Raw genomic sequence first — 25,116 nt, 5'->3', positions numbered from 1 at the left:
CAATCCAGTAAAAATCCCGGTCGACAGGTGCTATGACCCGCCGACCGGTAAACCATACCCGATGAGACTTGCTCTCATCAGGCGTCAAGCAGCATCAAGGTGTAGGAAGAACTGCGTCGAAGCGCATGGCGACGACGCCGCTGTACTCACCTGCCTTATAGCCACCAGTCGCAGGCTTGGTAGGAGCGACCACCAGTTCAACACGCTTGCCCGGGGTGGACTCGGCCTCACCGACCACTTCCACCGCTGTGGAATTGTTCAGCGCCTTGCCGTTGAACGTCACGGCCAAAGGAATCTTGTCGGCGACGACACCGTTGGACAGGTAGGCTTCGTCTTCAAGCATCGCGTGAATCGAGCCGTTGGTATTTTTGGTGTCGAACTGCGCACGCAAAGTGCTCAACTGATCGGCAATCGGGTCGTAGCTCAAGCGTTGATCCTTGACGATCAAATCCGGGTCTACCGGCAATACGTGGAAAACATTGGTTGGAATCGATGCCACCAGATTAATGGAATGACGCGCCTCACCTTCAGCAAAGGCCATGGAGGAACTCAGTGCCAGGATGGCCATTGGAGCAGCGATTGCGATTTTCTTGAACATTACTTAATACCTGTTTTTAAAAGAAAGTGGCTTATTGAAAGTAAAAACCATTTATGGCTATTCGCACTTGGCATAGGACCATCAACTTTCAACGCCGAGCATGATCTGCCAACGCCTCTGGAAAGTAAGTAGGACGTTTCTGCTGTTCCTGTAGTCAGTCAGGTGCATATCAAGAACGCAAAAACGAGAAAAACACGCAGCTAGAAGTGTCAACTGTAATCTTTAGACTACATACAGTTTTCAATGAAAAAGATTACAGCGACTTCAACTAGCAAATACGGGGATAAGACTGCTTTCAAAATACGCCCAAGTACAATAGAGCGCTAACTCTAACTTTAAAGTTACTTTCGGACAGGGAAAATAAATGTCATTGGCAGGTTTTCTCCACAGCATTTTTCCGCACCACCTACCGCTGGTCGTCGACAGCCGTGGTCCGGGAAAACGCCTTGCCTCGCCACAAGATATATCTTAAGTTGTATCTAACACGACAAGAGAACGCATCCCAATGAGAGACCATCATTCCCCCCACCGCGAACACAGTGACGGCCGCGACGGCTTCGAAAAACGCCCCGGTCGTGAACGCGGCGGTCGCGGCCCCCGTGTATTCGCCCCCGGCGACCTGAAATTGTTGCTGCTGGCATTGATCGCCGAGCAGCCATGCCACGGCTATGACTTGATTCGCCAGATCGAAAGCATGTTCGACGGCGCCTACAGCCCCAGCCCCGGCGTGATCTACCCGACCCTGACGTTTCTGGAAGAAAGCGAAATGATTGCGGGCGATGCCGAAGGCGGAAAAAAACGTTACAGCGTGACCGACGCCGGACGTCTTTCCCTAAGCGAGCAGGCGATTGCACTGGATGGCGTGCGCATGCGCATCGAGGTCAGCAAACGATCGTTGCGCGGCCATGACCGTCCGCCCGAGATTCATGAAGCGGTGCATAACCTGCGTCATGCCTTGCAAATGCACCACGGGCGCTGGAGCCCGGAAGAAATCCTGCGGGTGCGCGACCTGCTCAATAACACCGCCAAAGCCATTGTCGACGGCCCTGCCGTTGCGCCTGCCCGGGAGACCGCCGAATGACCGATGTCATCGATCCATCGCAAACCATTCACCGCGTCATGCATGAAATCAAACGTCGCCGCCTGCAAGTGCTGCGGGTGGTCGATCTGACGCCGCGCATGCGCCGGATTACCTTGGGCGGACCGGAACTCGCGGGCTTTGTCAGCCTTGGCACGGATGATCACGTCAAACTGCTGTTCGCGCAGAATGCAGAGGAACAAGCGGCGCTGGAAACCCTGGTGCTCGGTGCCGGTAAAAACGATGGTCCAATGCCCGCGATGCGCGACTACACACCTCGTCGCTATGACCTGAACACGCTGGAGCTGGACATCGACTTCGTGCTCCACGGCGACGGCCCGGCATCAACCTGGGCCGAACAGGCCAGACCGGGCCAGTTTCTGCACATCGGCGGGCCACGGGGTTCGATGATCGTGCCGGACATCTTCGACAGCTACCTGTTGATCGGCGACGAAACCGCCCTGCCCGCCATCGCCCGGCGCCTGGAAGGCCTGGCGGCCAACCGCCGTGCGTTGGTGATAATCGAAGTGGAAAACGGCAAGGAGCAGCAGGTGCTGGAGAGTGCTGCCCAGGTCAATGTGATCTGGGTATTGCGCGAAGGGGGCAAGGACCATTTGCTGACCACCGTACGCCAGGTCAAGGTCCCTGCCGGCAGCCTGTATGCCTGGGTCGCGACCGAGAGCAAAGTGTCGCGGCAGATTCGCCGGGTACTGTTGGATGAACATGGCTTGAACGATCAATTCGTGAAAGCCGTCGGCTATTGGCGACTGGATGACACCAGCGAAGAATAAACGCCCCCCCCTGTAGGAGCTGGCTTGCCAGCGAAGACGGCCTTTCAGCCAATCAAGATGTTGACTGATCCACCGCCTTCGCTGGCAAACGGAACGCCGCCCGGCCGCTCCTACAAATCGCGTGAGCGGTGACGATCCAGTCCAACCGCTATCAAGCCAATCAGCACAAACCCCGCCAACAGCCCCGCCGCATTCACGAACACCTGTGGATAACCCAGCTTCCCCACATCAATGAACGGGTAGGGATAAGTCGCGAGTAAATGCCCGCGCAGCATCGAGTATGCGAAATACACCAGCGGATAAATCATCCACAGCGCGATGTGCCGCAGTCGCAGCGTGCCTTTTCGCACCCAGCACCACCAATAGACCAGAAACAGCAACGGCATGACGTCGTGCAGAAGCTCATCCGCCAGCCACTGCCAGCCTTCGGGATGCCATAGATGGCGCAGCAACAGGCTGTAGACCAGGCCCACCACCGCGATGCTCACGGCGATGCCACTGCTGACCCACGGTTGTAAAAACCAGCGCCGCGCGGCCGATTCGCGGGCCGTCAGTTCACAGGTCAGGACAGTCGCCACCAGCGTATTGCTGAGCACGGTGAAATAGCTGAAGAAGCTCACCAGCCCGCCCAACAGGCTGGCCGCCAGTGTCCAGCGTGAATGGAAAATCAGGTACATCTGAATGCTCAATCCGGCCCAGCCAAGAATGGCGGCCACGGCGACAAAACGACGCCGCGCGACTGACTGGATAGCCATGCTCAGAGCGGACGCTTGGTGCGCATCAACTTCACGTACAAACGCTCGACCTTCTCCCGCGCCCACGGGGTTTTGCGCAGGAACGTCAGGCTCGACTTGATGCTCGGGTCACTCTTGAAGCAGCGAATGTCAATGCGCTCGGCCAACCCCGACCATTCGTAGTGTTCAACCAGGGCGTTGAGGATTTGCTCCAGGGTCACGCCGTGCAGCGGGTCGTGGGTCTGTTCGGTCATGCAGGGCCTTCAGTGATGTAGGAATGGGAAGCCGCGCACCTTAGCCGAGGGCTACGTCGGGGGGAAGCGGTCTGTTTAATGTAGGTCAAACGCGCATTACCTGTGGGAGCAAGGCGTGTGAAGGCGCACTGTTACCAAATCCGAAACGATGCATGTCTGTAAAAGCCCTTTCTCTATTTGTAACAGAACATTATCCTTGCGCACGCCTCTGCTGAAACGCTTCCGCAATCCCCTTCAGTTTTGCTGCTTCCGTTCATTTCCCAGAAAAAGATCAAGAATGCCTGATTTACAAACCTCAAAAGACAGCGCTGTCTTTATGCCTGCCATTGGCCACAAATCCCTGAACCTGATCGGCGGATTCACCGCATTCAGCCTCGCCACCTGTGTCCAGGCCGCCCCGGCCTTTGATAGCGGCTCACCGTGGATGCTCGGCGACTGGAACGGCACGCGCACTGAGCTTGCGGAAAAAGGCTATGACTTCAAGGTCGATTACACCGGCGAAATGGGCAGCAATCTGCACGGTGGTTACGACCATGACCGGACGGCACGCTACAGCGACCAGTTCGGCTTCGGCACACATCTGGATTTGCAGAAGATCCTCGGCTGGGACGACGCGGAATTTCAGCTGACCATCACCGAGCGCAACGGCAACAACATCAGCAACGACCGCATCAATGATCCGCGGGTCGGCGGCTTCACCTCGGCCCAGGAAGTCTGGGGGCGCGGGCAGACCTGGCGGTTGACGCAGATGTGGTACCAACAGAAATTCTTCGACCAGAAACTCGACATCAAGGTCGGTCGCTTCGGTGAGGGCGAAGACTTCAACAGCTTCCCCTGCGACTTCCAGAACCTGGCGTTCTGCGGCTCCCAGGTCGGCAACTGGGTCGGCGACATCTGGTACAACTGGCCGGTCAGCCAATGGGCGCTGCGGGTCAAATATCACCTGACGCCTGAGCTGTACGCGCAGGTCGGCGCCTACGAGCAGAACCCGTCGAACCTGGATCGCAACAACGGCTTCAAGCTCAGCGGCAGCGGCACCCAGGGCGCGATTCTGCCGGTGGAGCTGGTGTGGACGCCGAAGCTCAACGGCCTGCCGGGCGAATACCGCGCCGGTTACTACTACAGCAGCGCCAATGCCACCGATGTCTACAAGGACAGCAATGGCCAGCCCGCCGCCCTGAGTGGCGAGGCTTATCGCAGCGCCTCGAGCAAACACGGTGTGTGGCTCGGCATCCAACAGCAAATCACCCGCGTTGCCAGCGATAACAGCCGGGGTTTGAGTGTGTTCGCCAACGGGACGATGCACGACAAGAAAACCAACGCCATCGACAACTATGTCCAGGCCGGTGTCGTCTACAAAGGCCTGTTCGACGCCCGCGCCAAGGACGACATCGGCTTCGCCCTGGCCCGGGTCCACGTCAACCCCGCGTTTCGCAAAAACGCCGAGGCGACCAATCAGGCCCACGGGGTTTTCGACTTCGACGATCCGACGTTCCTGCCGCCCCAGGACACCGAATACAGCGCCGAGCTCTATTACGGCGTGCACGTCACGAATTGGCTGACCGTGCGCCCCAACCTGCAATACATCCGCCACCCCGGTGGCGTGGACCAGGTCGACGACGCGCTGATTGGCGGGATCAAGATCCAGTCTTCGTTCTAAGAATCACGCAAAAACCTGTGGGAGCGAGCCTGCTCGCGAAGAGGCCATCACATCCAACATTAGCGTCGGATGACACACCGCTTTCGCGAGCAGGCTCGCTCCCACAACGAATCGTATCGACTGAACACCTTTTATCTGAACCCTGCCCGCACAGGATCATCATCTACAGTGAACTTGCGCGGGACTAATCAAACGTCACGGAGAACCACACTATGAGCACTGATGGTGCTTTGAGTCGAAGCCGTCTGCTGCCGAGCCTGCTCGGTATCCTGCTTCTGCTGATGGGCCTGGCCATGCTGGCCGGGGGAATCAAGCTGAGCATGCTGGGCGGCTCGCTGTATTACCTGTTGGCCGGTATCGGCCTGGCACTGACCGGCGTCCTGCTGATCGCCGCCCGTCGCGCTGCGCTGGGCCTGTACGCACTGGTGCTGTTCGCCAGCACCCTGTGGGCGCTGTGGGAAGTCGGCCTCGACTGGTGGCAACTGGTGCCGCGCCTGGCGATGTTGTTTGCACTGGGCATCGTCTTGTTGCTGCCGTGGTTCCGTCGTCCGCTGCTGCGCGAAGGCGCCGCCCCCATGGGCACCGGCGCGCTGAGCGTGGCCGTGGTCATCGCCGGTGTTGCCGCGCTGGCCAGCCAGTTCACCAATCCCGGTGAAATCAAGGGTCAACTGGACCGCGACAGCGTGCCTGGCATGGCCAATACCGCACCGGCCATGCCGGACGGCGACTGGAACTCCTACGGCCGCAGCGCCCACGGCGACCGTTACTCGCCATTGGCGCAGATCACCCCGCAGAACGCGCACAAACTGGTGCCGGCCTGGACCTATCGCACCGGCGATCTGCCAGGACCGAACGACCCGGGTGAAACCACCGCCGAAAACACTCCGCTGAAAGTCAACGGCATGCTTTACGTCTGCACGCCGCACAGCCAGGTGATCGCCCTGGACCCGGACACCGGCAAGGAAATCTGGCGTTTCGATCCGAAGCTCTCCACGCAGAACGCGGCGAACTTCAAGGGTTGGGCGCACATGACTTGCCGTGGCGTGACCTATCACGATGACGCCGTGTACGCCTCGGAAAAAAGCCCGACCGGCAGCGCCAGCGCAGCGGTGACCAGCGCCTGCCCGCGCCGGATCTTCCTGCCCACCGCCGACACCCGCCTGATCGCCCTCAACGCCGACACCGGCAAGATGTGCGAAGACTTCGGCGACAAAGGCCAGGTCGACCTGCGTGCCAACATCGGCGGCTTCACCGCCGGTGGTTACTACTCCACCTCGCCACCAGCGGTCACCAAGGACCTGGTGGTGATTGGCGGTCACGTCACCGACAACGTCTCCACCGACGAGCCAAGCGGCGTGATCCGTGCCTTCGACGTGCACACCGGCAAACTGGTGTGGAACTGGGACAGCGGCAAACCGGACGATACGACGCCGATTGCCGAGGGCAAGACCTACACCCGCAACTCGCCGAACATGTGGTCCATGTTCGCGGTCGATGAAAAACTCGGCATGCTCTACTTGCCGATGGGCAACCAGACCCCGGACCAGTTCGGTGGCGCACGCACGCCTGAATCGGAACTGCATGCCGCCGGCCTGACCGCCCTGGACATCGCCACCGGTAAAGTGCGCTGGCACTTCCAGTTCACCCACCATGACCTGTGGGACATGGACGTCGGCGGCCAGCCAACCCTGATGGACCTGAAAACCGCGGGCGGTGTGAAGCCGGCGGTATTGGCCTCTACCAAGCAAGGCAGCATCTACGTACTGGACCGCAGCACCGGCCAGGCCATCGTGCCGATCAACGAAGTGCCAGTGCCGCAAGGCGCGGTGGAAGGCGACCACACGTCGCCGACCCAACCGAAATCCGACCTCAATTTCATGCCGCCTCCGTTGAAAGAGCGCGACATGTGGGGCGTCACCCCGTTCGACCAACTGGTTTGCCGGATCACCTTCAAATCCATGCGCTACGACGGCCCGTTCACGCCGCCATCGCTGCAAGGTTCGATTGTTTATCCAGGCAACTTCGGTGTATTCGACTGGGGCGGTATCTCGGTTGATCCGGTGCGCCAGATCGCTTTCGTGAACCCGGACTGGATGGCCTTCAAATCCAAACTGATCCCGGCCGCGGAAATCGCCGCCCAAGGCCCGCGCAAAAGCGAAACCGAAGGCGTGCAGCCAAACAAAGGCGCGCCATACGGCGTGGTGCTCGAACCCCTGCTGTCGCCCATGGGGCTGCCGTGCCAGGCACCTGCCTGGGGCTACATGGCCGCCGTTGACCTGACCACCCATGAGAAAATCTGGATGCACAAGAACGGCACCGTGCGCGACAGCTCGCCGGTTCCGATTCCACTGAGCATGGGCGTACCAAGCCTGGGCGGCACCTTCACCACCGCCGGTGGCGTGGCTTTCCTGAGCGGTACCCTCGACCAGTACCTGCGTGCCTACGACGTGAAAAACGGCAAGCAATTGTGGGAAGGACGCCTGCCGGCCGGCGCGCAAACCACGCCAATGACCTACGCCGGCAAGGATGGCAAGCAATACGTGCTCGTCGTCGCCGGCGGACACGGTTCGCTGGGCACCAAGCAGGGTGACTATGTGATTGCGTACAAACTGTCCGAATAGTTTTCAGCGGCAGTAAAATCAAAGGCGGCTCCCCAACAGGAGTCGCCTTTTTCTTTGCACACCACCGTCCCCCTGTAGGAGCGAGCCTGCTCGCGATGGTAGCAAGGACACCGCGGGGTACCAGGCTTCCAGCGTTATCGTTGACGTCCATCGCGAGCAGGCTCACTCCTACAGGGGGCGGTGTCGCCCTGAAATCCAGCTAACCTGAATCCCTGCTGAATACACCTTCGAATGATCCACTAACCTCCAGGCATCATTGAAACCACCGCCAACCTGCCCCATCTAAGACCCATACCCATTGCGCAGGTGCCCCCATGAGCGACCAGCAAGAATTCCCCGAAGACCCCAGCGAGTACGCCGATCCGGAAAACGCCCCGCACCACTCCACCGGCAAAGGCCTCGCCCTGCCCGGCCAGAACCTGCCGGACAAGGTCTATATCATCCCGATTCACAACCGACCGTTCTTCCCGGCCCAGGTGCTGCCGGTCATCGTCAATGAAGAACCCTGGGCCGAAACCCTCGACCTGGTGGCCAAATCCGAACACCATTCCCTGGCCCTGTTCTACATGGACACGCCCCAGGACAATCCGCGCCACTTCGACACTTCGGCCCTGCCGCTGTACGGCACGCTGGTCAAGGTGCACCACGCCAGCCGCGAAAACGGCAAGTTGCAATTCGTCGCCCAGGGCCTGACCCGCGTACGCCTCAAGACCTGGCTCAAGCACCATCGCCCGCCGTACCTGGTGGAAGTCGAATACCCGCATCAGCCCACCGAGCCGACCGACGAGGTCAAGGCCTATGGCATGGCGCTGATCAATGCGATCAAGGAGCTGCTGCCGCTCAACCCGCTATACAGCGAAGAGCTGAAGAATTACCTCAACCGCTTCAGCCCCAACGACCCCTCGCCACTGACCGACTTCGCCGCCGCGCTCACCTCCGCCACCGGCAGTGAACTGCAGGAAGTGCTCGACTGCGTGCCGATGCTCAAGCGCATGGAAAAAGTCCTGCCGATGCTGCGCAAGGAAGTCGAAGTCGCGCGCCTGCAAAAAGAAATTTCCGCCGAAGTGAACCGCAAGATCGGCGAGCACCAGCGCGAATTCTTCCTCAAGGAACAACTCAAGGTCATCCAGCAGGAGCTGGGGCTGACCAAGGACGACCGCAGCGCCGACCTCGAACAGTTCGAGCAGCGGCTGATGGGCAAAGTCCTGCCGGCGCAGGTGCAGAAACGCCTTGAAGAAGAAATGAACAAGCTGTCGATTCTCGAAACCGGTTCGCCAGAATATGCGGTGACCCGCAATTACATCGACTGGGCTACCTCGGTGCCGTGGGGCGTGTACGGCGAGGACAAACTGGACCTCAAGCACGCGCGCAAGGTACTGGATAAACACCACGCCGGCCTTGATGACATCAAGGACCGCATTCTCGAATTCCTCGCGGTCGGCGCTTACAAAGGCGAGATCAGCGGTTCCATCGTGCTGTTGGTGGGGCCACCGGGCGTGGGCAAGACCAGCGTCGGCAAATCCATCGCCGAATCCCTGGGCCGGCCGTTCTACCGCTTCAGCGTTGGCGGCATGCGCGACGAAGCCGAGATCAAGGGTCACCGCCGCACGTACATTGGCGCGCAGCCGGGCAAGCTGGTGCAGGCGTTGAAAGACGTCGAAGTGATGAACCCCGTGATCATGCTCGATGAAATCGACAAGATGGGCCAAAGCTACCAGGGTGACCCGGCCTCGGCGCTGCTGGAAACCCTGGATCCTGAGCAGAACGTCGAGTTCCTCGACCACTATCTGGATCTGCGGATGGACCTGTCGAAAGTGCTGTTCGTCTGCACTGCCAACACCCTGGATTCGATCCCGGGCCCGCTGCTCGACCGCATGGAAGTGATTCGCCTGTCGGGTTATATCACCGAAGAAAAAGTCGCCATCGCCAAGCGCCACCTGTGGCCGAAGCAGCTCGAGAAAGCCGGGGTGTCGAAAGGCAGCTTGAGCATCAGCGACAATGCTCTCAAGGCTTTAATCGACGGTTATGCCCGTGAAGCGGGTGTGCGCCAGCTGGAAAAAAACCTTGGGAAACTGGTACGCAAGGCGGTGATGAAACTGCTCGACGAACCGAACGCGGTGATCAAGCTCGGCCCGAAAGACCTCGAAACCTCGCTGGGCAAACCGGTGTTCCGTAACGAGCAAGTGCTGTCCGGCACCGGCGTGATCACCGGGTTGGCCTGGACCAGCATGGGCGGCGCGACCTTGCCGATCGAAGCCACGCGGATTCATACGTTGAACCGTGGCTTCAAACTCACCGGGCAATTGGGCGATGTGATGAAGGAATCCGCGGAAATCGCCTACAGCTACGTCAGCTCAAATCTGAAGTCGTTTGGTGGCGATCCGAAGTTCTTCGACGAAGCCTTCGTGCATCTGCATGTGCCGGAAGGCGCGACGCCGAAAGACGGTCCGAGCGCCGGTGTGACCATGGCCAGCGCTCTGCTTTCGCTGGCACGCAACCAGCCCCCGAAAAAAGGCGTGGCGATGACCGGCGAACTGACGTTGACCGGGCACGTGCTGCCGATTGGCGGCGTACGGGAAAAGGTCATTGCGGCGCGGCGGCAGAAGATTTTCGAACTGATCCTGCCGGAGCCGAACCGGGGGAATTTCGAGGAATTGCCGGAGTATCTGAAGGAAGGCATTACGGTGCACTTCGCCAAGCGGTTTGCGGATGTGGCGAAAGTTCTGTTCTGACCCTCATGTAGCGTCTGTGCGATCGCTTTCGCGAGCAGGCTCGCTCCCACAGTGGTGAGTGGTGCTCACAAAATGTGTGTTCACTGCAAATCCCTGTGGGAGCGAGCCTGCTCGCGAAGGCGTCGGCACTCACAACGCCCACTTCCGGCAACTGTCACAATTTGTCTCCCACAGTGGTGGGTGGTGTTCACAAAATATGTGTTCACTGCAAATCCCTGTGGGAGCGAGCCTGCTCGCGAAGGCGTCGGCACTCACAACGCCCACCTCCGGCAACTGTCACAATTTGTCTCCCACAGTGGTGGGTGGTGCTCACAAAATGTGTGTTCACTGCAAATCCCTGTGGGAGCGAGCCTGCTCGCGAAGGCGTCGGCACTCACAACGCCCACTTCCGGCAACTGTCACAATTTGTCTCCCACAGTGGTGGGTGGTGCTCACAAAATGTGTGTTCACTGCAAATCCCTGTGGGAGCGAGCCTGCTCGCGAAGGCGTCGGCACTCACAACGCCCACTTCCGGCAACTGTCACAATTTGTCTCCCACAGTGGTGGGTGGTGTTCACAAAATATGTGTTCACTGCAAATCCCTGTGGGAGCGAGCCTGCTCGCGAAGGCGTCGGCACTCACAACGCCCACTTCCGGCAACTGTCACAATTTGTCTCCCACAGTGGTGGATGGTGCTCACAAAATGTGTGTTCACTGCAAATCCCTGTGGGAGCGAGCCTGCTCGCGAAGGCGTCGGCACTCACAACGCCCACTTCCGGCAACTGTCACAATTTGTCTCCCACAGTGGTGGGTGGTGCTCACAAAATGTGTGTTCACTGCAAATCCCTGTGGGAGCGAGCCTGCTCGCGAAGGCGTCGGCACTCACAACGCCCACTTCAGGCAACTGTCACAATTTGTCTTATCTCGGTTATGCTCGCCGTTCGTCGTGAACGCCGGAGCCACTGACCTTATGTCCCCCACCCGCCTGTTTGTCCCCCTCGCCCTCGCGCTGCTGGCCGCTTGCGCCACGCAACCGAAACAGAACGTGACCGTGGAAAAACAAAGCGAATGCCCGGTGAAACTCACCAATGGGCAAAACCTGATCCTGACCTTGCCAAGCAACCCGACCACGGGCTACCGCTGGGCCATTCAGGATTCGGCCGGTGGCGTGTTGCGGGCTCTGAGCCCCGAGGTCTACAGCAACCCCGAAGACGCAGGCGTAGTCGGTGCCGCCGGAATCTCGACCTGGCGTTTCCAGGCGTTCGCCCCCGGTACCGGGCGCTTGCGCCTGACCTCGCAACAGCCTTGGGCCCCGGAGGTTTTGCCGGTGGAGTCCTTCGACTGCGCGATATCGGTTAACTGACCGTGGGCTGGCTGATTCTGGCGCTGATGGGCGCGGTGACGTTTCTCTACGGCCTGAGCGTGCATGCCGCACTGCTTTGCCTGTTGGTGAAACCGTTGCCGGTACTGGCCTTGCTCGGCTGGCTGCACGACGCGCCACCCAGCGACTATCGGCGCTGGATCAGCCTCGGCCTGATTTTCTCCCTGCTCGGCGATGTATTGCTGGCGTGGCCGGAAGATTTGTTCGTGTTTGGCTTGGGGGCGTTTCTGGTCGCGCATCTGGCCTATCTGAAAGCTTACTTGAGCGATTGCCGGCGGTTGGCGCTGTTGCCACTGATCATCGCCTTGGGGGTGGGTGCGGTGTTGCTTGGGATTCTGATTTCCCACGGCTTGGGGCCGCTGCTGATCCCGGTGATCGTCTATGGCCTGGCGATCAGCGCGATGCTCTGGCGCGCGTTGGCCCGGCTGGGCACCGATGTACCCAAGCGCTCGGCGCTATTGGCGGCGGCGGGCGCGGTGGCATTCGTGTTCTCGGACAGCGTGATTGGTATCAGCCGGTTTGTGGTGCCGTTCGATGCCGCGCCTTATGTGATCATCCTCAGCTACTGGCTGGGGCAATGGGGTATCACCGCTTCGGCGTTCGGCACCAAACCGCGCTGAATTCTTCGCGAGCAGGCTCGCTCCCACAGGGATTGCACTGTACCTGTGGGAGCGAGCCTGCTCGCGAAAGCAATATCACAGGCGACGAAAAATCCGGGGCCTGCCCACCGCTTTATCAGACAATCCGCGCATCTCCGCGCCAACTTGGCTAAAATGCCGGCCTTTTCCCCCGATACCGCCGGAACCGCCGTGAGCAAAGAATCCGATCGCCTTTTCGCCCAGCCTTTGGCCCAGGTGCCTGACTTCGCCTTTAACGAGGATGTGGTGCGGGTGTTCCCGGACATGATCAAGCGCTCGGTGCCGGGCTATCCGACCATCGTGGAAAACCTCGGCGTGCTCGCCGCGCAGTTCGCCCAGCCCAACAGTGTGCTCTATGACCTCGGCTCATCCTTGGGTGCCGTGACCCAGGCCCTGCGCCGGCACGTGCGCACCGATGGTTGCCGCGTCATCGCTGTGGATAACTCAGCGGCCATGGTCGAACGCTGCCGCGAATACCTCAACGGCCAGGATTCGATGTTCCAGGAATTACTGCCGGTGGAAGTGATCGAGGGTGACATCCTTGCCCTCGATTTCCAGCCTGCCTCGGTAGTAGCGCTGAACTTTACTCTGCAATTTATCGCCCCTGACCAGCGTACAGCGTTGTTGAGCCGTATCCGCCAATCGCTGCTACCCGGTGGCGCGCTGATTCTGTCGGAGAAACTGCGCTTCAACGACCCTGAAGAACATGCGCTGCTCACCGACCTGCACATCGCCTTCAAGCGCGCCAACGGTTACAGCGAACTGGAAATCGCCCAGAAGCGTAGCGCCATCGAAAACGTCATGAAGCCCGACAGCCTCGAAGAACACCGCGAGCGCCTGCTGGCCGCCGGGTTCTCGAAAGTCGTGCCGTGGTTCCAGTGTCTTAACTTTGCCTCGTTGATTGCCCTGCCATGATTGATTTGTCCCCCCTCGCCCGCCGTCTGGCCGGCACACCTTTGGCCGATTGGGCCAAGACCCTGCAAGCGCAACTCGACAAGAAAATGGAGAAGGGTCATGGCGATCTGGAGCGCTGGCAAAGCGCGCTGGATGCCCTGCCGAAGATCCAGCCCAGTGAAGTCGATCTGCTCAATGGCTTGAAGCTGGACACCGATTGCGACGACACAACCCGCGCGCAAATGCGCACGGCGTTGATGGGCCTGTCGCCGTGGCGCAAGGGACCGTTCGATCTGTTCGGCGTGCACGTCGACACCGAATGGCGCTCGGACTGGAAATGGTCGCGGGTCGCCCCGCACCTGGATCTCAAAGGCAAACGCATCCTCGATGTCGGTTGCGGCAACGGCTACTACATGTGGCGCATGCTCGGCGCCGGTGCGGACAGCGTGATCGGGGTCGATCCGAACTGGTTGTTTTTCTGCCAGTTCCAGGCCGTTCAGCGCTATCTGTCAGAACCGAATGCCTGGCACTTGCCCTTCCCCTTCGAAGACCTGCCGCCGAATCTGGAAGGTTTCGACACCGTGTTTTCCATGGGCGTGTTCTACCACCGCCGCTCGCCGATCGAGCATTTGCTGGCGTTGAAGGACTGCCTGGTCAAGGGCGGTGAACTGGTGCTCGAAACCCTGGTGGTCGAAGGCGACAAACATCAGGTGCTGGTGCCGGAGGACCGTTATGCACAGATGCGCAACGTATGGTTCCTGCCCTCGGTGCCTGCGCTGGAATTGTGGCTGCGCCGTGCCGGGTTCACGGATGTGAAATGCGTGGATGTGAGCGTGACAACCGTCGATGAACAGCGTGGGACGGAGTGGATGAAGTATCAGTCGTTGAGCGACTTCCTCGATCCCGAGGACCACAGCAAGACCATCGAAGGCCTGCCGGCACCGATGCGGGCGGTGATCGTCGCCCGTAAGTAACCCAATCCTCCTGACATCGAATAACCCTGTGGGAGCTGGCTTGCCAGCGATAGCGGAGAATCAGTCGACTTCAATATTTGAAGTGACGACGCCATCGCTGGCAAGCCAGCTCCCACAGGGGTTGATGTTGTTTTCTTAGATGGCAGGCTTGGCTCGTCGAGCCTTGAAGAACTCGCTCAGAACCGCCCCACACTCTTCCGCCAGTACTCCGCCTTCGTACAACACCCGATGGTTGAGAAAGCCCTGGGTAAAAAACTGTCCCTGGCTCTGCACGATCCCGGCCTTGGGCTCCAGCGCGCCGTACACCACCCGCGCAATCCGCGAGTGCACGATCAGCCCGGCGCACATGCTGCACGGCTCCAGTGTCACGTACAGCGTGCTGCCGGGCAGACGATAATTGCTCACGGCCTGGGCGGCGGCGCGGATCGCGACCATTTCGGCGTGGGCGCTGGGGTCGCTGCTGCTGATCGGGCAATTGAAGCCGCGGCCGATGATTTCCCCATCCTGCACCAGCACCGCGCCCACCGGCACTTCGCCGAGCGCGGCACCTTGGGCGGCCAGGGCCAGGGCTTCGCGCATGAAGTCGCGGTCACGGCTGCGGTCGATGATCGCGGCGGGTCGAATCTGACGCATCATGCCACCTCGATGGCGGCCATCAGGCCGGTTTCCATGTGGTCGATTACATGGCAATGGAACATCCACACACCGGGGTTATCCGCCACCAGCGCCACTTGCGCGCGCTCGTTCTTGCCCAGCAGGTAAGTGTCGGTGAAATAGGGAATGATCTTGTGCCGGTTCGAGGCGATGACCTTGAAGCTCATGCCGTGCAGGTGAACCGGGTGCTGGTACTGAGTCATGTTCTTCAATTCGAAAATGTAGCTCTTGCCCTTCTCGAGTTTGGCAATCGGGCGGTCGGCGCAGGTCTTGTCGGTAATGTCCCAGGCCTTGCCATTGATTTGCCACAGGCTGGGCGGCTTGCCGTTGTCGACGTTGACCGACACCGAGCCCACCCATTCGAAATTGAAGTTGAGTTTTTCGGCATTGGCCAGGTCCGGTTCGGCCACCGGGTTGGCGGGCAGCGCGGGCGGCCACTCGCTCGGCGCGTCACTGTTGGCCACCGAGCGCAACGTGCCCAGACGTACCGGACCGTTGCGCAGGGACAACTCTTCGCCGGCCGGCGGGGCCTTGATCGCCAGGCAAATGCGCATGCCGGGACCGAGCCAGTATTCCTTGCCCAAAGGCCGTGGCTCGATGGGGTTGCCGTCAATGGCATAGATCTGAGCTTCCACGCCAGGAATGTTCAGGCGGTAGGTCAGCGTGCTGTCGAGATTGAGCAGACGCACCCGGGTAATCTGCCCGGCCGACAAATCGATGACCGCTTGCGCCACGCCATTGATCGTCGCCAGGCGCCCCGCCGTACCGCCACGGGCCGCTTCACGGGGAATGCTGAACTCGACGAAGTTGCCCACGTCGTCAACATGCCAGCTCTTGAGGCTCAAGGTCTTTTCGTACTTGAAACCGGTCGGCTCGCGTTCTTCGACGATCAGCGGCCCCACCAGACCACGACCAAGCTCTTCGCTGCTGTTCACGTGGGGGTGATACCAAAAGCTGCCGGCATCCGGCACGCGGAATTTATAGTCGAAGTACTCACCGGGCAGCACCGGCAATTGCGAGACGTAAGGCACGCCATCCATTTCCAGCGGCAGGCGAATGCCGTGCCAGTGAATGGTGGTCGCCACCGGCAGGTGGTTGATGAACCGCACCCGCAACCATTCACCCTGACGCACGCGCAACTCGGTGCCCGGCGCCGATGGGCCGAACGCCCAGGCTTCAGTTTTGTGCCCGGCCACCAACTCGACGTCCAACGGCGCAGCAATCAGTTCATAGTCGTGCCCCGCATTGGCATCAGCCCTCTTGCCCAGCCAGTAACGCGACGCGCCACCTGCCCCCACGCCAACGACAACAAGGCCGGCCAGACCACCGAGTATTTGGCGACGGGTAAAGGACATGAACTCAACTACCTCACGAATCAGCGACAGGCACCGGGCCTGAAAAAGGCGAATACGATACACCTGCGATTGAGAAACGGTAAGGGCGGCGTGGCGGATGGTCACACTCAGGCCACTCGCTACACGAGATCGAATCAAGTCGGGGGCTACATATGCAGTGCACTGTTGCTGTGTGATCGGGTCATTCTCGGCCCTCATTTCTCAAGGATAGAGAGCCCATGAACACGATCGAAATCCGTCCACTGCCCAACGCAGAGGACAAGGCTGCGCTCAAGGTCATCGCAGCCCATGTGGTCAAAGCCTGCCCGAGTTTGCAGGACACCGCCCACGAGGTCGCGACGAATCTGCTGGTAAAGCACGGCATCGTCGATCTAGACCCCGACCAGGTTTATTTCCACCGGTTCAAGACCGCCCAGAGCGTGGGGACGTCGTTTACCGGTTGGCAGCATTACGACGAGAAGCCCTATGAATCCCTGACCCTGACACAGCTGGTCATTCACCGATTCCGCGCCACCGATCAAGATAATGCCGACCTGTTGAACCTGTACGGCGGCTTCTACACCGCAGGGCCGGATGAAAAAAACTTCGATGCCACCAATGAAGTGCATCTACATGGCAACGAGGTATTGAAAGACTTCTGGAACATCAATTTCAGCGAGCTTTACCGCAATAAGCTGCAAGGGTTTTGGGATGACTACTCCAGCGAGTTTCGCACCTTGGCCAAATGCAATTTTCTGAGCAAGGCCGTGGAGGCTCGGGACAATGGAAAACTGAGCGATGTCGATTTTCAGACAGCGGTAAACGCTGTCATTGGCCCACTGACCTGGCCGGTCACATTGAAAATGCTGCAACGCGAAACGTCGCTGGGTTCTGATCTACGGGTTTGCTCCCTGGATATCGATGGCCACGTAGCGACAAACATCTTGCGCATCCTTGACCCAAAGGGCCGGCAAATCCTTTACGTACCCGGTGAAGCCTTGGCCTTTCAGGTCATCGAAACGCCGCTGGACATGCATTTGTGGGTCTTGAATCAGATGAACTTCGAGGCCCCTCGTCGCGCATTTTTGAATCATTTCCCCTTGGCCGAACGTCAGGCAATCAATGAGAACATTACTGACCTGATGAACCGCCTGGTCAGTACCTGGGGTCATGCCGACCATCACATGATCAATCAGAAAGACCTGAACGTGACCGGCGATGCCTTCAATTGGCTGAGGGATTCGACCCGGTCCGCGATGTTCGCCGAAGCGGACCTGTCGCTGACCTCCAATGGTGATCTGCGGAAAAAATTGTGGATCGGTTACCTGAGCGCGGGACTGAAAGTGTTTGGTCCGATGGCGGCCGTGGGCTGGCCGGTGGCGTTGCCGGTCATCGGTGCCAGCCTGATCAACATGGGGCTCAATATCGATCAGGCAGTCAATGCCAAGACCGCAGAAGAACGCAAGCAAGGCGTGATCGGGGCGATTTTCAGCGGTATCGATGCGCTGTTCAATTTGCCATTCCTGCCGGGTGTGGGGTCGATGGCTGAGGTCGGTGCAGAAGTCGAAGCCGCCGAAGCGGCTGAGATGGCCGAGTTGTCGCCAGTGGAAAAACCGGTGGAAGCACCGCAAGAGCCGGCAACCGTCCCTGAAGAGGCAGAGCCGCGGTTACCCCCTCTTCCGGAAATGGACCCCACCTCCATTCAGTCACCTGAAATACCACAAAAGTACCAATGCAATGAACTGCTGGAGGGAGAAACGCCGATCGCCGAACCGGGGAAATTCCAGGGCATTTACCGGCTCGATTCCGATCCGCCCTACGCCATCTTGATGAATGACACCGCTTATTACGTGCGCTACTTCCCCGACTCACAGGGTGGCGGATATTGGGCGATCGTCGATCCGGTCAGACCAAATCAGTTCATCCACGCTTTGCCGGTTCGCCTGAATGCCGAAGGCACTTGGGAGCGCATGGTGAAACTGCGGTTACAGGCAGGTGGGCAATGCCTGGGCAAGGGATGTCCGGTTGAACTGGAAAGGGGGGCGATAGGTGGGTCGCAGCAGCCTGAGGTGGTGGTGGACGAACTGCCTGCGCCTGAAGCCGAACCACAACCCTCCACATCGAGATCGACGGCGCCGCGACTGGTCACAACCTCCTATGAGGTTGCACCGCAAGCCAGGGGAGGGCTTAAAAAATGGGCGTTGGGCATACGCGAAACTCATGTTGAGTTTCACATTGGCCCGGAAGGAGGACTGATTGCCCCGGATCGGTATGCACTGAATTTCGCCGAGAAAGCCAATACACTCCAGTTATCTTCCCGGCGCTTCTACCAAAATCTTCCCTGGGCCAACCTGCCGCCGCGCCCGCCGATCCCGACAGTAAACAGTTCAACAACGCTCAATACACTGATTGAACGTATTTTCAGTTCTGCTCCCGGCCTGGTCATCGGTGAAACGCTGGACCGGATCACCAGCATGCGTTTGATGATCGAGAACATGCCGTCCTTTGCTGAACAAGGCGTTAAAACCATTTATGTGCGTCGCCTGCTCAGCGATTTTGCCCAGACGGATCTGAACGATTACTTCAACACGGGCGTCATGTCCGATGACCTGCAGGAGTACCTGACCCGTTTGGGTACAGATCCTGCCGGTCAATTCAATGAGCTGGCGTTGATCAAGACTGCCAGGCAAAACGGTATTCGTGTTCAGGCAACCGACTGTGCCGCGTTCTACAAAAGGCCATCAGCCTTGTTGCCGGTGGATGAGCAGATGATGGCGAACCACCTGACGAGCGATATCATGTTCGCGGATAGAACACTGAACGCCCCAGGCAAATGGGTGGTGTTGACCGGGGTTGAAAACACCAACACTTTCAAAGGGCTCGCGGGGCTCAGCGAACTGGAAGGTGGCATTGGCTTACGGGTTGAAGAAGTCAATCCGGGAGAAGGACAGAGTGTCGCAGTTGATCCCGGTATTGAAATCGAAAGAGGCCCCTTCCTCGCAGCCCCAAACGACGTATCACGTGGGACTGTCGAGATCTTTCACGCCGACCTGCGCCTGCAACTGGAAGCCGCCTCGGTCAGCAGAACCGAGCAACAGACTGCAAAGCTGCTTTATCGTCCGGGGATGTACCTGTTCGAGAAGTCCGACGGTGTCTACACCCTGGTTCACCGCAACAATCAGAGTGAAATTGTCCGCACCACCGTAGAGGCTCTGGCCGGTGGCCAATGCACTATCAATCGCCCTTCATGGCCTCAGGTCAGCGGTGTTCCTTTCTCGAGCGTGGAGCAGTTGTCCCGAGGTCTTAATCGGATGGGAATGATTTTGCAAAGCCGCATCCCCGCTTAGACCCGAAACCTGAAACAGGCGCCTCAGGGTCATTTGGATTCAGAGAAACACAAAGGCCGTGTGAAACAACGTTTCACACGGCCTTTGATATTGCCTGCACTCAAGCCATCAAGGCTCGCGTGGGATCATTCCCACTCAATGGTCGCCGGCGGCTTGCTCGACACGTCGTAGGTGACGCGGGAGATGCCTTCGATTTCATTGATGATGCGGCCGCTGACAGTTTCCAGCAGTTCGTAAGGCAGGTGTGCCCAACGCGCGGTCATGAAGTCGATGGTTTCCACGGCACGCAGGGCCACGACCCAGGCGTAGCGACGGCCATCACCGACCACGCCCACCGATTTCACTGGCTGGAACACCACGAACGCCTGGCTGACCTTGTGGTACCAGTCGGCTTTGCGCAGTTCTTCAATGAAGATGTGGTCGGCGCGACGCAGCAGGTCGGCGTATTCCTTCTTCACTTCACCGAGGATCCGCACGCCCAGGCCCGGACCCGGGAACGGGTGACGGTAGACCATGTCGTACGGCAGGCCCAGTTCCAGGCCCAGACGACGGACTTCGTCCTTGAACAGCTCGCGCAGGGGTTCAACCAGCTTGAGGTTCATTTCTTCCGGCAGGCCGCCCACGTTGTGGTGCGACTTGATCACGTGGGCCTTGCCGCTTTTCGCGCCAGCCGACTCGATCACGTCCGGGTAGATGGTGCCCTGGGCCAGGTACTTGATGTTGTCCAGTTTGCAGGATTCGGCATCGAACACGTCGATGAAGGTACGGCCGATGATCTTGCGCTTCTTCTCAGGGTCGGACTCGCCGGCCAGGTTGTTGAGGAACTGATCCTCGGCATTGGCGCGGATTACCTTGACGCCCATGTTCTCGGCGAACATGGCCATCACTTGCTCGCCTTCGTGCAGACGCAGCAGGCCGTTGTCGACGAAGACGCAGGTCAGCTGGTCGCCAATGGCCTTGTGCAGCAGCGCGGCAACCACGGAAGAGTCAACACCGCCGGACAGGCCAAGCAGCACGTTGTCGGTGCCGACCTGGGCACGCACCTGGGCGATGGCGTCTTCGGCAATTTTCGACGGGGTCCACAGCGCTTCGCAGCCGCAGATGTCGAGAATGAAGCGCGACAGGATGCGGCCGCCCTGTTTGGTGTGGGTCACTTCCGGGTGGAACTGCACGCCGTAGTAGGCGCGCTCGTCGCTGAACATGCCGGCGATCGGGCAGCTCGGGGTGCTGGCCAGGATGTGGAAGTCAGACGGCATTTTGGTGACCTTGTCACCGTGGCTCATCCACACGTCGAGGCCGAACAGGCCGTCGGCGTCGATGTGGTCTTCGATGCCGTCCAGCAGACGGCTCTTGCCGACCACGTCGACACGGGCGTAACCGAACTCACGCAGCTCGGACCCTTCTACCTTGCCGCCCAGTTGCTCGGCCATGGTCTGCATGCCGTAGCAGATACCGAAGACCGGTACGCCCAGGTCCCAGACGGCTTGCGGCGCGCGCGGGCTGTCAGCCACGTGCACGGACTCGGGGCCGCCGGCGAGGATGATCCCCTTCGGTGCGAATTCGCGAATCGCTTCGTCATCCATGTCGAACGGGTGCAGTTCGCAGTACACACCGATTTCACGCACGCGGCGGGCGATCAGTTGGGTGTACTGGGAACCGAAGTCGAGGATCAGGATGCGGTGAGCGTGAATATCGAGGGCCATGATTCAGTCTCGTCTAAGTCATTCAGTAACAGGCGTGATTCAGAAACAACTCGGGGCTGAATAAAACAGCCCCGGTTGCTTAACGATTTGCTTGAAGGCTCAACCTACGCGGTAGTTTGGCGCTTCCTTGGTGATCTGCACGTCGTGAACGTGGGATTCGGCCATGCCGGCACCGGTGATCCGCACGAACTCAGGCTTGGTGCGCATTTCTTCGATATTGGCGCTACCGGTGTAGCCCATGGAAGAACGCAGGCCGCCCATCAGTTGATGGATGATCGCGCTCAGGGTGCCCTTGTACGGAACACGCCCTTCGATGCCTTCCGGAACCAGCTTCTCGGCGCCTGCCGAAGAGTCCTGGAAGTAACGGTCGGAGGAACCTTGAGCCTGGGACATGGCACCCAGCGAACCCATGCCGCGATAAGCCTTGTACGAACGCCCCTGGAACAGTTCGATCTCGCCCGGCGCTTCTTCAGTACCGGCGAACATCGAGCCCATCATCACGCAGGAAGCACCGGCAACGATGGCCTTGGACAGGTCACCGGAGAAACGGATGCCGCCGTCGGCGATCAACGGAACGCCCGTGCCTTCAAGGGCAGCGGCGACGTTGGCGATGGCACTGATTTGCGGGACGCCGACACCGGCGACGATACGGGTGGTGCAGATCGAGCCAGGGCCGATACCGACCTTGACGGCGTCAGCGCCGGCTTCGGCCAGGGCCTTGGCGGCAGCGCCGGTGGCGATGTTGCCGCCGATGACCTGCACTTCAGGGAAGTTCTGCTTGACCCAGCGAACGCGGTCGATCACGCCTTTGGAGTGACCGTGGGCGGTGTCGACCACCACCACGTCAACACCGGCATTGACCAGGGCTGCAACGCGGTCACCGGTGTCTTTACCGGTACCGACGGCAGCGCCGACACGCAGACGACCTTGATCGTCCTTGCTGGCCAGCGGGTAAGCCTTGGCTTTTTCGATGTCGTTGACGGTCATCATGCCTTTGAGGGCGAACTTGTCGTCGACGATCAGCACGCGTTCGATGCGGTGCTTGTGCAGCAACTCGCGAACGTCGTTCTTGTCGGCGCCTTCCTTGACCGTGACCAGACGCTCTTTAGGCGTCATCACTTCACGGACGCTGGCGTCCAGACGGTTTTCGAAACGCACGTCACGGGAAGTGACGATGCCGACCAGGTCGCCATCGTGCAGCACCGGAACGCCGGAAATGTTGTGCAGGCGGGTCAGTTCGAACAGGTCACGGACCGTGGCGTCAGCCTCGATGGTGATCGGGTCTTTTACGACACCGGCTTCGAACTTCTTGACCTTGCGGACTTCGGCAGCTTGCTGCTCGATGGTCATGTTCTTGTGGATGATGCCGATGCCACCTTCCTGAGCCATGGCGATTGCCAGACGGGCTTCAGTGACGGTGTCCATGGCGGCAGAAACCAGAGGAATGTTCAGCTCGATGCCACGGGTAAGGCGGGTTTTGAGACTGACTTCGTTAGGAAGCACCTCGGAATAACCGGGCACTAAGAGAATGTCGTCGAATGTCAGAGCTTCTTGGCTGATACGCAGCATCGCGGGGGCTCCCGAGCGGGAAAATGGAAGCGCGCCATTATAGTCAGACACCCCTTCGGGTTCAATGTAAAACTCTGTCTATTATCGACGCAGTGATCGACGGGTGTTTTGAAGAGCATCGCTGGCAAGCCAGCTCCCACAGATTCGGTGCGCTCCTGTGGGAGCTGGCTTGCCAGCGATAAACGATAACGCGGTCATCCAGCCGTATTACAACTCGACTTTGACCCAACTGACCGGCTGATCCAGCCAATCGGCGAATTCGTCGAGAAATGCCTGCTTGAACCCGGCCTCGGCCCAATTATTGAAGATGAACCCCAAGTTGGAAAAGCCGCATTCCTGCAGGAACAGGAAGCCGTTGATGTCATCTTCATGCCCGCATTCGGGGCAGGTGAAGTTGTCGGTGCGCGCCGGCATCCAGTCTTCCAGGCTTTCAAACAAGGCTTCACCGATTTCCTTGCGGCACTCGGCGCAACCCGCCTCGCCCAGAAACCCCTTGGCCGGCGTATAGATACAGCGCTTGGTGATGATCTCCAGGCCATTGATCGGCTCGCCGAACGGCAGGGCATCCGGGTGCAGGACCACGTCCCGCGCGCCTTCGCCGATGGCGTGGGCCATGCGGTTGCCCGTGCGGCCGCACGTGGTGAGTTCTTCCTTGACGATGTTTTTGCGCACCAGCCAACGCACGATCGCCCGGGCCCGGGGCTCGTGCACCGGCAATGTGGAGATTTTCGGGACGATGATGCTTTGCGAATTCATGAGGTACAGGCCTGGAGCATTGATGAAGGGGCTTGCCGGCCAATCCAGCGCAATCCCTGTGGGAGCGAGCCTGCTCGCGAAAGCGGAGTTCGCATCAACATTGGGGGTTGAATGTGAAATAGCATTCGCGAGCAGGCTCGCTCCCACAGTTCAGTTGCAATAGATTGGTATTGGGGCGAGCCCACACCTAGAAGGTATAGGCCCGCCAGAGCATTTATTACAGCTCGACGACAACAGCCTGAGAGGCACGGGTCGCTTTGGCCCGGGCGGCTTCGATCGACTCGTCGCGCGCCAGCGCCACACCCATGCGGCGCTGGCCGTTGACTTCAGGCTTTCCGAACAGACGCAATGCGGTATCCGGCTCGCTCAATGCAGCGCCGAGATTGGCGAAAGCCGTCTGGGTAGACTGCCCTTCCACCAGGATCACCGCCGAAGCCGAAGGCCCGAATTGGCGCACCACCGGGATCGGCAGGCCGAGGATCGCCCGTGCATGCAGGGCGAACTGCGACAGGTCCTGGGAAATCATCGTGACCATGCCAGTGTCGTGCGGGCGCGGCGAGACCTCGCTGAACCACACCTGATCGCCCTTGATGAACAGTTCGACGCCAAACAGGCCACGACCGCCCAAGGCTTCGGTAACGGCCTTGGCTACGCGCTCGGATTCCGCCAGGGCAATCGGACTCATGGCTTGCGGTTGCCAGGATTCCTGGTAGTCGCCCTTCTCCTGACGGTGGCCAACCGGCGCCAGGAACGTCGTGCCGCCGACGTGACGCACGGTCAGCAGGGTGATTTCGTAGTCGAAATCGATGAAGCCTTCGATGATTACCCGACCTTTGCCGGCACGGCCGCCTTCCTGCGCGTAGTCCCAGGCCTTCTGCACGTCATCGACGCTGCGCAGCAGGCTCTGGCCTTTGCCCGAGGAGCTCATGACCGGCTTGACCACGCACGGGAACCCGAGGTCTTCAACGGCCTTGCTGTAATCCTCGAAGGTGTCGGCGAAGTGGTACGGCGAAGTTGGCAGGTCCAGCTCTTCGGCGGCCAGGCGACGGATACCTTCGCGGTTCATGGTCAACTGCGCGGCGCGGGCAGTCGGGATCACAGTGAAACCTTCGGACTCCAGCTCCACCAGGGTCGCCGTGGCGATGGCTTCGATTTCCGGCACGATGAAGTGCGGCTTCTCGGCTTCGATCACCGCACGCAGGGCCGCGCCATCGAGCATGTTGATCACGTGACTGCGATGGGCAACCTGCATCGCTGGCGCGTTGGCGTAGCGATCCACGGCAATCACTTCAACGCCCAGGCGTTGTAGCTCGATCACCACTTCCTTGCCCAACTCGCCACAGCCACACATCAATACGCGGGTCGCGGTGGGCGACAATGGAGTTCCGATACGGGTCATCTGAAGGTCCTCAAGCAGCG

19 protein-coding genes are annotated in these 25,116 nt (G+C 59.7%); 10 read left to right on the top strand and 9 right to left on the bottom strand.

Annotated features, from left to right (window positions below; translation table 11 throughout):
• Nucleotides 1–94: 94 nt before the first annotated feature.
• Complete coding sequence (locus tag LAB08_RS04900) at nucleotides 95–598, bottom strand: CS1 type fimbrial major subunit (RefSeq protein WP_096513268.1); 504 nt, start codon at nucleotides 596–598, stop codon at nucleotides 95–97.
• A 505-nt stretch (nucleotides 599–1,103) separates the two neighbouring features.
• Between LAB08_RS04900 and LAB08_RS04895 the strand changes: the two genes are divergently transcribed.
• Nucleotides 1,104–1,679, top strand: a complete 576-nt coding sequence (locus tag LAB08_RS04895; protein ID WP_096513269.1) for a PadR family transcriptional regulator — start codon at nucleotides 1,104–1,106, stop codon at nucleotides 1,677–1,679.
• Nucleotides 1,676–2,467 (top strand): siderophore-interacting protein, encoded by a 792-nt coding sequence (locus tag LAB08_RS04890; protein WP_096513270.1) that lies wholly within the window; start codon nucleotides 1,676–1,678, stop codon nucleotides 2,465–2,467. Before LAB08_RS04895 ends, LAB08_RS04890 begins: the two co-directional genes overlap by 4 nt.
• A gap of 110 nt (nucleotides 2,468–2,577) precedes the next feature.
• On the opposite strand, the gene LAB08_RS04885 is transcribed toward LAB08_RS04890, so the two are convergent.
• Nucleotides 2,578–3,222 (bottom strand): Pr6Pr family membrane protein, encoded by a 645-nt coding sequence (locus tag LAB08_RS04885; RefSeq protein ID WP_096513271.1) that lies wholly within the window; start codon nucleotides 3,220–3,222, stop codon nucleotides 2,578–2,580.
• Between the two features lie 2 nt (nucleotides 3,223–3,224).
• Entirely contained in the window at nucleotides 3,225–3,455 is a 231-nt protein-coding gene (locus tag LAB08_RS04880) for a VF530 family protein (protein ID WP_095193720.1), read from the bottom strand.
• A 277-nt stretch (nucleotides 3,456–3,732) separates the two neighbouring features.
• On the opposite strand from LAB08_RS04880, the gene LAB08_RS04875 reads away from it, so the two are divergent.
• From LAB08_RS04875 to cmoB, 7 genes are all read left to right on the top strand, one after another.
• The gene (locus LAB08_RS04875; RefSeq protein WP_096513272.1) at nucleotides 3,733–5,115 is read left to right on the top strand and encodes a carbohydrate porin; all 1,383 of its coding nucleotides are present in this window, start codon (nucleotides 3,733–3,735) and stop codon (nucleotides 5,113–5,115) included.
• 212 nt (nucleotides 5,116–5,327) lie between these two features.
• Nucleotides 5,328–7,736, top strand: a complete 2,409-nt coding sequence (locus LAB08_RS04870) for a glucose/quinate/shikimate family membrane-bound PQQ-dependent dehydrogenase (RefSeq protein WP_096513273.1) — start codon at nucleotides 5,328–5,330, stop codon at nucleotides 7,734–7,736.
• A 314-nt stretch (nucleotides 7,737–8,050) separates the two neighbouring features.
• Nucleotides 8,051–10,468 (top strand): endopeptidase La, encoded by a 2,418-nt coding sequence (lon, locus tag LAB08_RS04865; protein WP_096513274.1) that lies wholly within the window; start codon nucleotides 8,051–8,053, stop codon nucleotides 10,466–10,468.
• A gap of 949 nt (nucleotides 10,469–11,417) precedes the next feature.
• Nucleotides 11,418–11,810, top strand: coding sequence for a protease inhibitor I42 family protein (locus tag LAB08_RS04860; protein WP_096513275.1), 393 nt, complete (start codon nucleotides 11,418–11,420; stop codon nucleotides 11,808–11,810).
• Between the two features lie 2 nt (nucleotides 11,811–11,812).
• Entirely contained in the window at nucleotides 11,813–12,448 is a 636-nt protein-coding gene (locus LAB08_RS04855; protein ID WP_096513276.1) for a lysoplasmalogenase, read from the top strand.
• Nucleotides 12,449–12,601: 153 nt separating this feature from the next.
• Nucleotides 12,602–13,381 carry a carboxy-S-adenosyl-L-methionine synthase CmoA gene (gene cmoA / locus LAB08_RS04850; RefSeq protein WP_172901630.1) on the top strand — a complete coding sequence of 260 codons (780 nt, stop codon included), beginning with the start codon at nucleotides 12,602–12,604 and terminating at the stop codon, nucleotides 13,379–13,381.
• Complete coding sequence (gene cmoB / locus LAB08_RS04845) at nucleotides 13,378–14,334, top strand: tRNA 5-methoxyuridine(34)/uridine 5-oxyacetic acid(34) synthase CmoB (RefSeq protein WP_096513278.1); 957 nt, start codon at nucleotides 13,378–13,380, stop codon at nucleotides 14,332–14,334. The genes cmoA and cmoB overlap by 4 nt, the downstream gene beginning before the upstream one ends.
• Before the next feature lie 135 nt (nucleotides 14,335–14,469).
• Here cmoB and tadA read toward each other — a convergent pair whose 3' ends face one another.
• Both tadA and LAB08_RS04835 read right to left on the bottom strand, forming a co-directional pair.
• On the bottom strand, nucleotides 14,470–14,967 hold the full coding sequence (gene tadA, locus LAB08_RS04840; protein WP_096515558.1) for a tRNA adenosine(34) deaminase TadA: 498 nt from the start codon (nucleotides 14,965–14,967) through the stop codon (nucleotides 14,470–14,472).
• On the bottom strand, nucleotides 14,967–16,343 hold the full coding sequence (locus LAB08_RS04835; protein ID WP_096513279.1) for a multicopper oxidase family protein: 1,377 nt from the start codon (nucleotides 16,341–16,343) through the stop codon (nucleotides 14,967–14,969). Before LAB08_RS04835 ends, tadA begins: the two co-directional genes overlap by 1 nt.
• Nucleotides 16,344–16,561: 218 nt before the next feature.
• On the opposite strand from LAB08_RS04835, the gene LAB08_RS04830 reads away from it, so the two are divergent.
• Nucleotides 16,562–19,669 (top strand): membrane-targeted effector domain-containing toxin, encoded by a 3,108-nt coding sequence (locus LAB08_RS04830; RefSeq protein ID WP_096513280.1) that lies wholly within the window; start codon nucleotides 16,562–16,564, stop codon nucleotides 19,667–19,669.
• A gap of 125 nt (nucleotides 19,670–19,794) precedes the next feature.
• On the opposite strand, the gene guaA is transcribed toward LAB08_RS04830, so the two are convergent.
• The 4 genes from guaA to purT form a co-directional block, all read right to left on the bottom strand.
• Nucleotides 19,795–21,372 (bottom strand): glutamine-hydrolyzing GMP synthase, encoded by a 1,578-nt coding sequence (guaA, locus tag LAB08_RS04825; RefSeq protein ID WP_096513281.1) that lies wholly within the window; start codon nucleotides 21,370–21,372, stop codon nucleotides 19,795–19,797.
• Between the two features lie 99 nt (nucleotides 21,373–21,471).
• On the bottom strand, nucleotides 21,472–22,941 hold the full coding sequence (gene guaB, locus LAB08_RS04820) for an IMP dehydrogenase (protein ID WP_077047833.1): 1,470 nt from the start codon (nucleotides 22,939–22,941) through the stop codon (nucleotides 21,472–21,474).
• Nucleotides 22,942–23,148: 207 nt separating this feature from the next.
• Complete coding sequence (locus LAB08_RS04815) at nucleotides 23,149–23,697, bottom strand: sugar ABC transporter ATPase (RefSeq protein WP_096513282.1); 549 nt, start codon at nucleotides 23,695–23,697, stop codon at nucleotides 23,149–23,151.
• A gap of 217 nt (nucleotides 23,698–23,914) precedes the next feature.
• Nucleotides 23,915–25,096: a formate-dependent phosphoribosylglycinamide formyltransferase gene (purT, locus tag LAB08_RS04810; RefSeq protein WP_096513283.1), complete on the bottom strand. Its 1,182-nt coding sequence runs from the start codon at nucleotides 25,094–25,096 to the stop codon at nucleotides 23,915–23,917.
• Nucleotides 25,097–25,116: the final 20 nt, after the last annotated feature.

Source organism: Pseudomonas izuensis (assembly GCF_002356535.2).
GTDB lineage: Bacteria > Pseudomonadota > Gammaproteobacteria > Pseudomonadales > Pseudomonadaceae > Aquipseudomonas > Aquipseudomonas izuensis.
The sequence above is the reverse complement of the archived record's forward strand: the minus strand, read 5'-3'. Positions and strand labels throughout refer to the sequence as shown.

What these genes read in the sequence shown, in the direction of transcription:
- LAB08_RS04900 (WP_096513268.1), bottom strand. Translation starts at nt 598, where the DNA reads ATGTTCAAGAAAATCGCAATCGCTGCTCCAATGGCCATCCTGGCACTG.
- LAB08_RS04895 (WP_096513269.1), top strand. Translation starts at nt 1,104, where the DNA reads ATGAGAGACCATCATTCCCCCCACCGCGAACACAGTGACGGCCGCGAC.
- LAB08_RS04890 (WP_096513270.1), top strand. Translation starts at nt 1,676, where the DNA reads ATGACCGATGTCATCGATCCATCGCAAACCATTCACCGCGTCATGCAT.
- LAB08_RS04885 (WP_096513271.1), bottom strand. Translation starts at nt 3,222, where the DNA reads ATGGCTATCCAGTCAGTCGCGCGGCGTCGTTTTGTCGCCGTGGCCGCC.
- LAB08_RS04880 (WP_095193720.1), bottom strand. Translation starts at nt 3,455, where the DNA reads ATGACCGAACAGACCCACGACCCGCTGCACGGCGTGACCCTGGAGCAA.
- LAB08_RS04875 (WP_096513272.1), top strand. Translation starts at nt 3,733, where the DNA reads ATGCCTGATTTACAAACCTCAAAAGACAGCGCTGTCTTTATGCCTGCC.
- LAB08_RS04870 (WP_096513273.1), top strand. Translation starts at nt 5,328, where the DNA reads ATGAGCACTGATGGTGCTTTGAGTCGAAGCCGTCTGCTGCCGAGCCTG.
- lon (WP_096513274.1), top strand. Translation starts at nt 8,051, where the DNA reads ATGAGCGACCAGCAAGAATTCCCCGAAGACCCCAGCGAGTACGCCGAT.
- LAB08_RS04860 (WP_096513275.1), top strand. Translation starts at nt 11,418, where the DNA reads ATGTCCCCCACCCGCCTGTTTGTCCCCCTCGCCCTCGCGCTGCTGGCC.
- cmoA (WP_172901630.1), top strand. Translation starts at nt 12,602, where the DNA reads ATGCCGGCCTTTTCCCCCGATACCGCCGGAACCGCCGTGAGCAAAGAA.
- cmoB (WP_096513278.1), top strand. Translation starts at nt 13,378, where the DNA reads ATGATTGATTTGTCCCCCCTCGCCCGCCGTCTGGCCGGCACACCTTTG.
- tadA (WP_096515558.1), bottom strand. Translation starts at nt 14,967, where the DNA reads ATGCGTCAGATTCGACCCGCCGCGATCATCGACCGCAGCCGTGACCGC.
- LAB08_RS04835 (WP_096513279.1), bottom strand. Translation starts at nt 16,343, where the DNA reads ATGTCCTTTACCCGTCGCCAAATACTCGGTGGTCTGGCCGGCCTTGTT.
- LAB08_RS04830 (WP_096513280.1), top strand. Translation starts at nt 16,562, where the DNA reads ATGAACACGATCGAAATCCGTCCACTGCCCAACGCAGAGGACAAGGCT.
- guaA (WP_096513281.1), bottom strand. Translation starts at nt 21,372, where the DNA reads ATGGCCCTCGATATTCACGCTCACCGCATCCTGATCCTCGACTTCGGT.
- guaB (WP_077047833.1), bottom strand. Translation starts at nt 22,941, where the DNA reads ATGCTGCGTATCAGCCAAGAAGCTCTGACATTCGACGACATTCTCTTA.
- LAB08_RS04815 (WP_096513282.1), bottom strand. Translation starts at nt 23,697, where the DNA reads ATGAATTCGCAAAGCATCATCGTCCCGAAAATCTCCACATTGCCGGTG.
- purT (WP_096513283.1), bottom strand. Translation starts at nt 25,096, where the DNA reads ATGACCCGTATCGGAACTCCATTGTCGCCCACCGCGACCCGCGTATTG.